Origin of the sequence: Solirubrum puertoriconensis (assembly GCF_001483135.1) — a bacterium.
Taxonomy (GTDB): Bacteria; Bacteroidota; Bacteroidia; order Cytophagales; family Hymenobacteraceae; genus Solirubrum; species Solirubrum puertoriconensis.
Window position 1 is genome coordinate 1,121,005 of sequence record NZ_LNAL01000008.1, and the last position, 12,134, is coordinate 1,133,138.

Below are 12,134 nucleotides of genomic sequence, written 5' to 3' on the forward strand. Positions count from 1 at the left end.
GAATAGGCAGGCAGTTTATCAAAACGCTCCTGACAACTGGTAAGCCCAGCCGCCAGGAGCGCGAATGATACAGTAACTGCAGAACCTGAATTACCGAAGTGCCTGATCGATGAGGCGCAGCGGGTTGGCTTTTTGCAAATTGAGAACAAAGCGAATGTTGTCGGTGAAGTTCTTGCGGCTGCTAGGGAAACCGTTGTCGTACTGCGAGCCTGCTATCGGCAAATAAAGCCGGAATGCATCATTCAGTAAAGGCAAAGCCAGGCCGGCATCGTAAAACAGCCGTTGGTTTCCGCCGCCGGGCAGCGTAAAGCGACGGTTGGCTGCGCCTAGGTCGGCAAATACTACGAAGGCCGTTTTGGGCAAATCGGCTTCTAAATTGAGGGTGGTAAGCCACTTATCAGCATACACTGGCAGAAATGCTTTGAAAGCGCCGTCGCGGTCGTCGGTTTGGTGCACCTGAGCCGTAAGGGCATCGGAGATTTGCCGGCGGTCCAAGAAGGGAGTTTGCCGGCGGTAATCGGGGCTGCCGCTCAGGCCAATAACATACGGCGACTCGGCTGCCTGCGACAGGAACCGACCACCAAACAGGCGCACTCGGAAGCTACGCTTCTCGGCGTAATGCTGCTCGTAGCGCAAAGCGGCACGCAGCAACTGAGGCGAATCGTAAGTAGTGCCTGCGCTCCGTGGCGTAAAGGCGTTGAGCTCCACATCGGCTCCGTAGCTGCGGGCGGCATCGCCACCTAGGAGCTCGTAACGGAGAGTAGGAATGATGTTGCCCGTCGAGGAAGGGTCTTGCTCGGTGCGTACGATGGTGTAAGCCAGCTGCACTTGCTGGCGCAGGTTGCCCCACTGCGTGCGGCGCAGCTCCAACGACAAGCTCGGCTCGAGCTTAGTATACCGTTCAAAGCTCGACATGTGGAAGGAGGTAGTAACACGCTGCAGGTAGCGGCTGCTCGGCAGCGCGGTCAGGTTTAGCTGGCCAATGCCTTTCAGGTCGCGGCGGTTAAAGCTGAACATCGGCATGGCCACGTAGCTCAGCTTGTTCAGCACCAACGGGTTGTTGTAGAAAGCAGCACCTAGCATAAACTTATCGTAGGTGTTGGCGCCTACAACTGGTAGCCAGTAGAAGTCGGTACGGTCCCAACGCTCTACGCCTGCCAGCGGCCGGAGACGCAGTGGCTCAAGGGTAGGAAAAGTGCCCTCGAGCAGGCGCTGCTCGTCGCGGCGGTTGAGCTGCGGCGTAATGTACTCGGGGTCCACAACGACGGCTGCCACCTCGGGCGTGCGGCGGAAGTTGAGCTGCGTTACGTCGGTGTCTTCGTCGCCGGTAGTGCGGTCTTCGGCTTCGCGGCCGCCAAATACGGGCGTCCACTGCAACTCTAGTACTTTGCCTTGGGCATCTACCGTTGCTACCGGCACCGACCAAGGGGCCGTCGATTCGTTACGGACCAGCACTTTCACCTGGTCACCAGCCTTCAGCAGGTTCGACACGGTAGCGTTGTAGCGCGTAGTGGTGCCAAGCATCTGCTGGAAGAACCAGTCGAGTTTCTGACCGGTTGCTTCTTCAAATGCCACTTGCATATCGGCCGGCGAGGGGTGGCGGAACTTCCAACGGTCGTAGTAGAAGTGCATGGCTTTGTCGAACCTTTCCTGCCCTAGGTACCCAGCGAGGTAGCGGAGCAGGGCAGCGGTTTTCACGTACACCACTGCGCCGTAGTTGTAGCTGGTATACTGGCCGGCAGCTAATCCAGCATTGGGCTGATCGTAGCCACGGCTGGCAGCTGCCTGCCACTGAGCTTGGGCTACTGCCGCGGGTGGTACGCCCGTCAGGCCAAGTTTCTGGGCTACGGTTGGGTTGTTGGCGGCCTTCGCCAAGGGGTCGGAAGGGGTCTGATGAAACGCCTCGAGTACCCGGTTCTCTAAATACGAATTCACCCCTTCGTCCTGCCAAGGATGCTCGCGCTCGTTGGAGGCCAAAATACCGTAGAACCAGTTGTGGCCAACTTCGTGCACGATGGCAAACGGATCGGTAACCGTAACCATCGGATACTCCATGCCCGAGCCGGCACTCAGCGCGCCATCAACGGCGGTTGCGGCCGAATAGGGGTATTCGCCAACCCAGCGCGAGTAGCCCTCCAGCGCATACCGAATGTCGTTGCGATGCTTCAGCCAATCGGCGGCGTTGCGGTTGGTAAAGAGCATCCACGCGGTTACGCTCCGGCCTGAGTTGGGCAGTTGCACTACGTCTTTCAGCACGTTAAAGCGCTTATCGGCAAACCACGCAAAATCGTGTACGCGGTCTTGGGTGTAGCGCAGCGTTTTGCTGTTCGACGACGAAGCTGGAAATTCCTCGCTGGTGCCAAACTCCTCGGGCTTGGTTTTGCCCGCCGAAGAAGTCGCCAGTTGGTTGAGACGCTGTAGCTCGTCGGGGTTCTGCAGCTCGCCCGTCGCTCCTACCACGTAGTTGTCGGGCAGGGTAATGCGCACATCAAACGAGCCGAACTCCGAGTAGAATTCGCCCTGATCGAGGTAGGGCATAGGGTGCCAGCCGGTGCGGTCGTACACGGCGGGCTTGGGATACCACTGGGTTATTTGGTAGCTCTGCCCTACGTGGCCCATGCGCGAAAAAGAATCGGGCAGCTTTACACGGAAGGGCGTGCTAATGGTAATGCGCTGCCCCGGCTGCACCGGTTGCGGCAACACAAGCTTGGCAATGTCGGGGTTTTGCGCATCGAGCTCGAAGCGCGCCGATTGCCCATCGACTTTAAAGTCGAGCTGATCGATGTATCCGCGTGCTTCGGGCTTTGCAAACTCAAACTTCAGCTTACCCACTTGGCGCTGTTGCCGCGCAAAAGCCGTGGAGTTGTCGCGGTATGCGTTGGGCCATAAATGGATGTAGATAAAAGGCAGCGCGTCGGGCGAGTTGTTGACGTACTGCATTTCCTCGCGGCCTGTCAGCACGTGCTGCTTGTCGTCGAGGGCAACGTCGATGGAGTAGTTAACCTCCTGTTGCCAATACGGGCGCTCGGTTTGGGCAAGGGCTGCCAGCGGCAGCACTACCAGCGCAAGGCTGGCTATTAATTTTTGCATAGAGTAAAGGCGAATGCGTGGCGAAAGTACGTGTTCGGCACGTATGGCGGTTGCCTTGCCATAACCTAGGTACTACCGCGGCCGTTAGCCTGTGCACGGTGCCGCTTGGCGCCAATGCTTAACCATACACCTAAGCCCGATGGAAAAGAAGTATGTACAGCACGAGGTGCACCTCGATGCAGCCGCTAAGCTACTCAGCGGCGACTTGCAGGAAGAAGCTAACCGCGCTGGCCTCGACAACCAATTGCAGCGCTGGATTGAAGACCTAAAGGATGGCGGCCACCAAGATTTCCACGAACTCATCGTGGATCTGCAGGCGCTAAAAGCCCACTTCGGCGGCGGGGCCATCGATGGCAAGTTGGTGGGGCAGTTGCTGCACCGCCTAGGTGAGAACACCGCTAAGGTGGCGCACCTGGCCGAAGGCAACGTTAAGCCCCGGGTTGAGAATTTAAGCCAAGCCTTGCTGGAGGCTGCACGCCAAGTAGCGGGTGGCCGCACCAGCCCCGATGAAGATTTGCGGCAAGACTCAGCTCAGCGCTAAGTCTAATACAACAGCCGCATCAACGTGTATGAAACAAAACAGGGCCTCTACCGCTAGGTAGAGGCCCTGTTTGTAATAGGGAGCTAAATGCCTTAGGCGCGCTTCTCCTTGATACGAGCTGCTTTGCCCGACAGGCCGCGCAGGTAGAACAGGCGGGCACGACGAACTTTACCGCGACGGATCAGTTCGATCTTGTCAATGTTCGGCGAGATAATCGGGAAGATGCGCTCCGTACCGATCTGGTTCGACACCTTACGTACAGTGAAAGTTTCACCGTTCGTGTTAGCATTCCGGCGCTGAATAACTACGCCTTGGAACTGCTGGATGCGCTCCTTGTTGCCTTCGCGAATCTTAACGTGTACGTTAACGGTATCGCCGGGTGCAAACTCGGGGAAGCTGGCGCGGCGCTCTTTGGCTTCCTGGTTGATGAGGTCGAGAAGTTGGCTCATGACAGCAAAAAATCTTGAAAGGACGGCGCCGCCGCCCAAGTGGTTTCGGTAAGGAGGCGCAAATATAGCTGTTGTAAAGCTTAGCTACAATACTAAGCGTTAGGTTTTTTGCGACGCCGCTTGGGTTGCGGCGCCTCAAAGGCTTCGGCAGGCAAATCGGACAACAAATCCGGGCGGCGCTGGCGGGTACGCTCCAGTGCTTTTTCCTGCCGCCATTCGTCTACTTTGGGCGTATCGCCCGATACCAGAATGCTCGGAACCTCGCGGCCGCGCCACTCCGCGGGGCGGGTGTATACGGGCGGGGCTAGCAAACCATCCTGAAAAGAGTCGCTTAGCGCCGACTCCTCGTTGCCCAACACACCCGGCAGCAGACGTATTACGGCATCTACCACCACGGCTGCGCCTAGCTCGCCACCGCTTAGCACAAAATCGCCGATGCTGATTTCCTCGGTGACATACTCTTCCCGGATGCGCTCGTCGATGCCCTTGTAGTGGCCGCAAAGCAGAATGATGTTCTGCGTTAACGAGAGACGGTTAGCCGCTGCCTGCCGAAAGGTTGGCCCATCGGGCGTGAGGTAGATGACAGCGTCGTAGGTGCGCTCTGCCAATAACCCATCGAGGCAAGCAGCAATGGGCTCGGGGCGCAATACCATGCCGGCTCCGCCACCAAAGGCATAGTCGTCGATCTGGCCGTGCTTGTTGATGGCAAACCGACGCAAATCGTGCAGATGAATTTCGGCCAAGCCTTTGTCCTGTGCCCGGCGAACAATAGAGTGCGCGAAGGGGCTGGAGAGCAACTCGGGCTGACAGGTTACGATATCGAAGCGCATGGGGAATACTAGTGGCGCAGGGCGTGGGGCCTAGGTGGGCAAACGCTCCGCAGCAAACGGCAGCTGATTACGGCTCGTCGAATTCGTCGGGCTCGTCACGCTCGCGCGACGTGGGGCTGAGGTAGACATCGAGCAAACCCTCGGGCAGCGTTACGTGCAGCTCGCGAGCTTCCTCGTCGGCGTGCTGTATCAACTCATCTACCACCGGAATCAGTACTTCCTTGCCTTGATAACTCATGGCGAGTAAGTCCTGCTCGGGCATTTCGTAGAAGCTTTCCACAATGCCCAGCTTGCCTAGGTTGGCATCAATCACGGTGTAACCAACAACCTCATGGAAGTAAAACTGATCTTCTTCCAGTTCCGGCAAATCGGCAAGCGGACGGTAGAGTTTCAGGCCCCGAAACAGCTCGGCATCTTCTAGCCGGTCCACGTTTTTAAGCTTGAGGAGCACGCGCGTACCCGCCTGCACCGACAGGCGCTGCACCTCGAAGCGGTACAGTTTACCCGAGCCCACGGGGCGCTCTACGTACACTTCTTCCACATCAAGATACTCCTCGATGTTGTCTACGTCGAACTCGGCCACCAGCTGGCCTTTCAGGCCGTGGGCTTTCACCACAAAGCCCAGTTCGTAGCATTCGTCGGTAGTCATGGCTGTTTGTGAAGTAAAAAGTTTAGGAGTTTTTGAGCTTGCGGCTCGAGAATTTCCGGGGGAAACTCCCAAGCTGCGCAACTCAAAAACTCCTAAACAGAGAAGACTCCTAAAATGAATTAGGCGTTGGCTTCTTCAGCGTTTTCGGCCGGAGCCTCAGCACCTTCGGCTTCAGCTTCGGCAGCCGGAGCGGTTGCAACGGCTTGCTTCTGACGCAGAGCTTCGGCGCGGGCTTCGCGAACTTTGGTTTCAGCAGCAAGCTGCTGCTTGCGAGCCTCGTCCTTGGCGCTGCCTACGTTGGTGCGCTTGCTCTCGATCTTGGCGTTTTTCTCGTCGAGCCACTGGGTGAAGCGTTGGTCGGCTACATCCTGCGTGATAGCGCCCTTGATAACGCCGAGTTGCAGGTGCTTGCGGAACAGCACACCGCGGTACGACAGCATAGCACGCACCGTGTCGGTCGGCTGAGCGCCTTTCATCAGCCAATCGAAAGCCTTGTCGGCATCGAAGTTGATGGTAGCCGGGTTGGTGAGCGGGTTGTAGGTGCCGAGCTTCTCGATGAAGCGGCCGTCGCGAGGCGAGCGGGAGTCAGCAACTACGATGTCGTACATAGCGGCCTTCTTGCGGCCGCGACGGGCGAGGCGGATTTTAACTGCCATAAACCGTGTCGGTTAGGTGACGGAACTCGTCCGTCGGATGAAAAATGATTTGGAGGCGCAAAGGTAAGGGAAATCTGCCACTTTGCGGAATGCCGCTGCCGATTTATCGATGCTTGCTAACCGACCTGCAACCTATTTCCTAGGTGACAACTGGCGCAAGAGGTTAAAGCTTGATAAAAGCACAAGGCCATTCCGCAGCTGCGGAATGGCCTTGTGTGATGATGCGAATGGACTTAGGCTGCAAGGCGCTCGGGCTCTTGGGCCGCTACTTTGCGCTTCAGCTTGATAATACCTACTTTATCCAGCGTCCAGATGACGGGGTAGGTGGGGTCAACTTCCCACCACTTCACGCCGAAGTTGACGCGCATGGGCAGCTTGTGGTGGTTGTTCTGGAATAGCTCGCCGCCGGTGAGGAAATCGAAGAACAGAGAGTTGCGCGACTTGTCGTTGTTGTCGAAGTTCTGGTAGCCGTACTTGTGCCCGCTCCAGTTGACGATGGCGCCGTGGATGGGGCCCATTAGGAAGTGCAGGGGCAATAGCAGAAACTGCCACCACGCTGTGGCAAACGCCACGTAGAACAGCACATAAGCGGTGCCCCAGCCCACGCGCGACATCCAATTGTCGCCAATGCGCTCCAGCACATTCCAAGTGGGGTAGTCGCCCTCGAAGCGTTTGGCCAGCTCGTAATCGTTGTTCAGTACCGAGTTGTAGATGTTTTTCGTCTTCCACATCATCGTAAAGGCATTAGACGAGAAGTGGGGCGAGTGCGGATCCTTTTCCGTATCGGAGTAGGCGTGGTGCATGCGGTGCAACAGCGCGTACGCCCGCGGCGACAAGTACGAGGAACCTTGCGCTACGTAGGTTAGCGCAAAGAAGAACTGCTCCCAAAATCGGTTCATGGTGTACATTTTGTGCGCTGCGTAGCGGTGCAGATAGAACGTCTGCACGAACAGCGACAAGTACCAGTGCCCGACGAAAAACAACAGAATCGGCATGGATGATATTGAAAAAGATGTGGAAAAGCCTTGAACGCCTAAACACGCTCAAGGCCGTTTGGTTCAAGCCAGTGCGCAAACGTACGACAGCTTTAGCGGCTAATAAAAAGTGACTTTTGTCAGAATTCGCTACTGCTTGTTCGGGCGTTGGCTGCCTAAGATTTTGTGCTGCTTTAGGCAAACGCAAGCTCGCGCGCGGGGTCCCACACCTCGGCATCGGGGAGTGGAGCCATCACGTCCATCTCCTGCTGCGTAACGGGGTGCTTGAAGCGCAGCCGGCGAGCATGCAAGGCAATGCTGAGGTCGGGGAGAGGAGCCATGGCCCCGTACTTTACGTCGCCGGTAATGGGCGTACCCAGGCCGGTAGAAAGCTGTACCCGGATTTGGTGCGGGCGCCCGGTTATGGGGTTTACCTCGAGTAAGTAGCGGTGGCCTACTTGGGCCAGCACTTTGTAGTGTAGCTCGGCGCGCTGGCCCTGTGTGTGCTTCTGCGCATAGGCCTTGGTTACGTTGCGCATGGGGTCTTTCACCAGCCAATGCACCAGTGTGCCTTCGGTTTGCTGGGGTGCCTTGCCCACCAATGCCCAATAGGTTTTGTGCATGTGGTTGTCGCGGAACATCTCGTTCAGGCGGCTTAGGGCTTTGCTGGTTTTGGCCAGCACCACCACGCCCGTAACGGGCCGATCGAGGCGGTGGCACACGCCCACAAAAGCATTGCCGGGCTTCTTATACTTCAGGCGCAGGTATTCGGCCGCCTTCGACGAGAGCGGTTCGTCGCCGGTTTCGTCGCCTTGTACCAAGGTACCAGCGGTTTTGTTGAGCACCAGCAGGTGGTTGTCTTCGAACAGAATTTCCTTCTGCTCCGACCAGATAGCAGGTCTATTCACAAGTGGAATCCAGAAAAGGTATGTAAGCGTTGGGGGCGGGCTCGGAATAATTCAACACGCTGCAAATACCGCTCCGCAAAACAGAAGCCGGCTGCCGTGCCTACCAACGATCTGCACAAATAAACGACAGAGTTTGGAAACTGATGCGGAATTGCGAATTAAAAGCGGATTAGGGCCTTGCTACGCGGCGGGCTAGATAGCAGCTGCCGCGGCACGCACTAGTAATGCCTAGGTGGCAGTAGCTAGTGCGTGCCGCGGCAGCAATGGGTAAGCTTAGGCTTAGTAAGCCTCTTTTTCGTTCGGAAAGTCGCGGCCCTTTACGTCTTCAATGTACTGCGTTACGGCTTGGTGCATCAGGTCGCCGAGTTCGGCGTAGCGGCGCAAGAAGCGGGGTTTGAACTCTTGCGTAATGCCCAGCATGTCGTGTACTACCAGCACCTGGCCATCTACATCGGGGCCGGCGCCAATGCCGATAACCGGAATGGTGAGCTGCTCGGCCACTTGTTTGGCCAAGGCCGACGGAATTTTCTCGAGCACCAACGCAAAGCAGCCCAGTTCCTCCAGCAGCTTGGCATCTTCGATCAGCTTCTGCGCTTCGGCTTCTTCTTTGGCCCGCACGGTGTAGGTGCCAAACTTATAAATGCTTTGCGGCGTGAGGCCTAGGTGCCCCATCACCGGAATGCCGGCTGTGAGGATGCGGATAATGCTGTCTTTGATTTCGGCGCCGCCTTCGAGCTTTACCCCGTGCCCGCCCGATTCCTTCATGATGCGGATGGCCGAACGCAAAGCCTCCGACGAGTTGCCTTGGTACGAGCCAAACGGCATATCAACCACCACAAACGCCCGGCCTACCGCGCGCACTACCGAGGCGGCGTGGTAAATCATTTGATCCAAGGTGATGGGCAGCGTGGTTTCGTGGCCGGCCATTACGTTGGAGGCCGAGTCGCCGACGAGCAGCACATCGATGCCGGCGCCGTCGAGGATTTTGGCCATCGAGTAATCGTATGCGGTGAGCATCGAGATTCGCTCGCCGCGCTGCTTCATGGCCAGCAGTTGGTGCGTGGTTACCCGTTTGATTTCCCTGTGCTGCGACATCGGAAGAAAGCTTGTAGGCTGATGGTGGTTGATTGCGGAACAGCGGCAAAGCTGCAGGTTTTTTGGCACATCGGCCACCTGTTTACAAAGCAAAACCGCTCCTTGGCAACGTGGCTGCCGAGGAGCGGTTTTGGTACCTAGGGCTACCCGCGGAGGCGCTAGCGGTTAAGGAAGGTACGGTTGCGATTGAGCTTCAAATCCTGCAGCAGCGCCGATTTAGCCCCGATGGTTACGCTAAACCCTTGAATTTGGCCGACGGGCGTCCAGCTACCGGTAATCTGCCAGCAGTGCAAGTCGCGGAAGAAGTTGAGCTGCGTGATGGTTATGCGGTTCGCCACGAAGTCGTAGCCCGAGGTGTAGCTCAAACGCATTTTATCCGTCAGCTTCACCTCGCCGCTTACGTTGAGCGCCACGGTTGGCCACGAGCGTTGCCGCTCAAAGCCTGGGCGCGGAGCCCTAGGTCCGGGGTCTTGGTAGAGGGCGCCCAGCGAGGCGTTCAGCGTCCACGGAATGGTGAAGTCGAGGTAATCTACGTAGGAGTCGGGCTGGTTGGGGTTGCCCAGCACGGGGTCGTTGGTGGGCGCTACCCGCTGTTGGCGGTTGCCCGGCTGGCCTGGGCGCCTGTTGCTGTCGAACTGGTACGTCAGCTGCACCGAGGCGTTATCGAGGCGAGCTAAGCGCTTGGCTTCAAACAGGTAGCGGTCGATTAGTCGGCCCGTGGAGTCGCGCTGGTAAAAGTTGAGCGAGGAAGACACCAGGAAATTCAACTTCTGGGCTACTTGGGTGCGGAAGCTAACCGACAGTGGCGCGAGGCGCAGCGAGTCGGCCGCAAAGTTGTAGCCCGAGCTCAGATCAAAGCCGTCGATCAGGCTAACCTTTTTGTAGGGCTGAGTGCCGGTGGTGTCCTGCTTGTTGCGCACCTTCATTTCTACCTGGTTTTGCAGGCCAAAACTAACTTGGCTTACGCGCCCACCTGCCGGAATGGCAAACGGGAAACCAGCATAGCGCGAGAAGGCACGAGTATCATTCAGTGGCGTTAATAATTGGCCGGAGGTGTTGCGCAAATCACCTAGCCGTAGCTGATCATACAGTCGGCGGCTCCCTTGGTAGTTCGGCGAGCCGGTAAAGTTGATACTCGGCGCGAGACGGTGGCGGATGGCCTGAATTTTACCACCTGGCTTAAAGTTGACAGTGCCGTAGAGGTTTGTAGATAGCGAGGCACCGTACGATACATTGTGTACAATGTTGAATCCGCGAACGGTGTCGATACGCACCGCCCGAGCGGCCGGTACATAGGTGTAGTTGAGTTGCTTGTTATACCACGTTTGTCCGTAGTTGACCGTTGGCGTAAGCGAGAAGTGTCGGAAGAGATTGTACTGACCTAGGGTGATATCGAAGCGGTTCTGAACGGCGGTTTGGGCGTTGCGCAAGAACGGGCGCAGGTTATCGAAGCGCACTGGAATGGTACGCGACTGCGCTTGGCCACCGAGTAGCGGAATGCCGGCTTCAAGCACCCGCGCCTGCTCCACGTTGGTCAGGCGGTTTTGGCCCGTTAGCTGGTAGGCTACCGCAAACTGCTCGTACCAGGCGCCGCGCGTGGGCAGGCCCAGCAAACGGTAGAAGTTTTGGCGCTGCACGCCCACCGTTACGTCGGGCAGGGTTAGGTTCACGGTGCCGGTAATGGTGTTCAAATCCTGCGCGGCCTGAACCGAGTAGTTGATGGGCAGGTTGCGCAGCTGCTTCTGGTAGCTGATCGTAGAGTTGAACGCCGGCGTGAGGTAGTTGCGCACATCCAGCGTGTTCTGCTGGTTGAACTCGGGGCTACCCGTGCGCACGTTGGCCGAGAAACGGCCACCACCAGGCCGCGGCGTGGGGTTGTGGCTCCACGACAGCCAGAAAGTGCGCGGCTTGAAATTGCGCCGCACGTTGGGGTCGGTATTTACCGCCTCGGAGCGCAGCAGCTGCCCAGCCGGGCGGCGCGAATAGCTAAAGTCGAGGCGGCCATCGTAGCGGTAGCGCTTGCGGTAGGTAAGGTCGGTATTTACGCCGAAGCCGCCGAACGACACGCCGGCACCTGAATACACGCTGCCCGTTACCCGTAGCCCTAGGTACTGGTTGATGGCCCAGTAATAGCCACCGTTGGTGAGGTAAAAGCCGCGGTCGACGGCTTGCCCGAACGTAGGAATAATCACGCCCGAGGCGCGGCTTTTGCCGGGGCTGGGAAAGTAACCGAATAAGAAACCTAGGGGCGTCGGAATGTCGCCAATAACCAGGTTAAAGGGCCCGGTAACTACCTGCTTGCGGGGTACCACCTTCATCTTGCTGGCGTTGATGAAGAAGTGCGGGTGCTCGAGGTTACACGTGGTGTAGCGGCCGCGCAGGCCGTAAATCTCGTTCAGCTCGTTTTTCTTCACCACCTCGGCATGGATGTAGCCTTCGCCCTGCTGGGTTATGGCCTCCGAAATCTTGCCTTTGCGGGTTTTGAAGTTGTAAGCAATGCGACCGGCCTGGTAGGTTTCGGCAGCGTCCTTAAACACCGGCTTGTCGCGCACGCGGCCCGTCGAGTCTTTCAGCCCCTCGGCCGTCAGCACGTTTTGGTTGTAATCGACGGTGATAACGCCCGCTTTCAGCGACATTTCGCCGTAGTCGACGTTGGCTTTGTCGTAGAGCGTGGCTTTTTTCTCCTGCACATTAAAGCGAATGGAGTCTTTGGCCTGGTACTTAACGGTGGTTTCAATGTCGCCCTTGCGGGTAACTACGCGCACTGTATCGAGCGTGCGGCGAATGGTATCGGGCGGAAGGGCAGCGGGCGTAGTGCGGCGCGGGCCTTGCTGCGCCCATGCGGCCGGCAAGCCTACCGAACAGAGCATAAACAACAAGCCAAACAAGAGCAGGCAGTGCTGCGCCCGTTGGTTGCGGCATAGCGTTTGAATATGCGCCCC

The 12,134-nt window shown here is 57.6% G+C and carries 10 protein-coding genes; 1 reads left to right on the forward strand and 9 read right to left on the reverse strand.

Annotated features, from left to right (window positions below; all coding sequences use genetic code 11):
• Positions 1-90: 90 nt before the first annotated feature.
• Complete coding sequence (locus ASU33_RS19085) at positions 91-3,090, reverse strand: M1 family metallopeptidase (RefSeq protein WP_059072396.1); 3,000 nt, start codon at positions 3,088-3,090, stop codon at positions 91-93.
• 139 nt (positions 3,091-3,229) lie between these two features.
• Between ASU33_RS19085 and ASU33_RS19090 the strand changes: the two genes are divergently transcribed.
• Positions 3,230-3,631 carry a hypothetical protein gene (locus tag ASU33_RS19090; protein ID WP_059072397.1) on the forward strand — a complete coding sequence of 134 codons (402 nt, stop codon included), beginning with the start codon at positions 3,230-3,232 and terminating at the stop codon, positions 3,629-3,631.
• 92 nt (positions 3,632-3,723) lie between these two features.
• On the opposite strand, the gene rplS is transcribed toward ASU33_RS19090, so the two are convergent.
• From rplS to ASU33_RS19130, 8 genes are all read right to left on the reverse strand, one after another.
• The gene (gene rplS, locus ASU33_RS19095; RefSeq protein WP_059072398.1) at positions 3,724-4,080 is read right to left on the reverse strand and encodes a 50S ribosomal protein L19; all 357 of its coding nucleotides are present in this window, start codon (positions 4,078-4,080) and stop codon (positions 3,724-3,726) included.
• A gap of 92 nt (positions 4,081-4,172) precedes the next feature.
• A complete protein-coding gene (gene trmD / locus ASU33_RS19100; protein WP_078063257.1) occupies positions 4,173-4,910 on the reverse strand; it encodes a tRNA (guanosine(37)-N1)-methyltransferase TrmD in 738 nt (245 codons plus the stop codon).
• Positions 4,911-4,977: 67 nt separating this feature from the next.
• Positions 4,978-5,559: a ribosome maturation factor RimM gene (rimM, locus tag ASU33_RS19105; protein WP_059072399.1), complete on the reverse strand. Its 582-nt coding sequence runs from the start codon at positions 5,557-5,559 to the stop codon at positions 4,978-4,980.
• Positions 5,560-5,678: 119 nt separating this feature from the next.
• Positions 5,679-6,215 (reverse strand): 30S ribosomal protein S16, encoded by a 537-nt coding sequence (locus tag ASU33_RS19110; protein ID WP_059072400.1) that lies wholly within the window; start codon positions 6,213-6,215, stop codon positions 5,679-5,681.
• A 233-nt stretch (positions 6,216-6,448) separates the two neighbouring features.
• On the reverse strand, positions 6,449-7,210 hold the full coding sequence (locus ASU33_RS19115; protein ID WP_059072401.1) for an acyl-CoA desaturase: 762 nt from the start codon (positions 7,208-7,210) through the stop codon (positions 6,449-6,451).
• A gap of 173 nt (positions 7,211-7,383) precedes the next feature.
• Positions 7,384-8,097 (reverse strand): RluA family pseudouridine synthase, encoded by a 714-nt coding sequence (locus tag ASU33_RS19120; RefSeq protein ID WP_059072402.1) that lies wholly within the window; start codon positions 8,095-8,097, stop codon positions 7,384-7,386.
• A 279-nt stretch (positions 8,098-8,376) separates the two neighbouring features.
• A complete protein-coding gene (gene panB / locus ASU33_RS19125; protein WP_059072403.1) occupies positions 8,377-9,192 on the reverse strand; it encodes a 3-methyl-2-oxobutanoate hydroxymethyltransferase in 816 nt (271 codons plus the stop codon).
• A 158-nt stretch (positions 9,193-9,350) separates the two neighbouring features.
• Complete coding sequence (locus ASU33_RS19130; protein WP_149867309.1) at positions 9,351-12,062, reverse strand: putative LPS assembly protein LptD; 2,712 nt, start codon at positions 12,060-12,062, stop codon at positions 9,351-9,353.
• Positions 12,063-12,134 lie beyond the last annotated feature (72 nt).

What these genes read in the sequence shown, in the direction of transcription:
- ASU33_RS19110 (WP_059072400.1), bottom strand. Translation starts at nt 6,215, where the DNA reads ATGGCAGTTAAAATCCGCCTCGCCCGTCGCGGCCGCAAGAAGGCCGCT.
- panB (WP_059072403.1), bottom strand. Translation starts at nt 9,192, where the DNA reads ATGTCGCAGCACAGGGAAATCAAACGGGTAACCACGCACCAACTGCTG.
- ASU33_RS19130 (WP_149867309.1), bottom strand. Translation starts at nt 12,062, where the DNA reads ATGCTCTGTTCGGTAGGCTTGCCGGCCGCATGGGCGCAGCAAGGCCCG.
- rimM (WP_059072399.1), bottom strand. Translation starts at nt 5,559, where the DNA reads ATGACTACCGACGAATGCTACGAACTGGGCTTTGTGGTGAAAGCCCAC.
- trmD (WP_078063257.1), bottom strand. Translation starts at nt 4,910, where the DNA reads ATGCGCTTCGATATCGTAACCTGTCAGCCCGAGTTGCTCTCCAGCCCC.
- rplS (WP_059072398.1), bottom strand. Translation starts at nt 4,080, where the DNA reads ATGAGCCAACTTCTCGACCTCATCAACCAGGAAGCCAAAGAGCGCCGC.
- ASU33_RS19115 (WP_059072401.1), bottom strand. Translation starts at nt 7,210, where the DNA reads ATGCCGATTCTGTTGTTTTTCGTCGGGCACTGGTACTTGTCGCTGTTC.
- ASU33_RS19085 (WP_059072396.1), bottom strand. Translation starts at nt 3,090, where the DNA reads ATGCAAAAATTAATAGCCAGCCTTGCGCTGGTAGTGCTGCCGCTGGCA.
- ASU33_RS19090 (WP_059072397.1), top strand. Translation starts at nt 3,230, where the DNA reads ATGGAAAAGAAGTATGTACAGCACGAGGTGCACCTCGATGCAGCCGCT.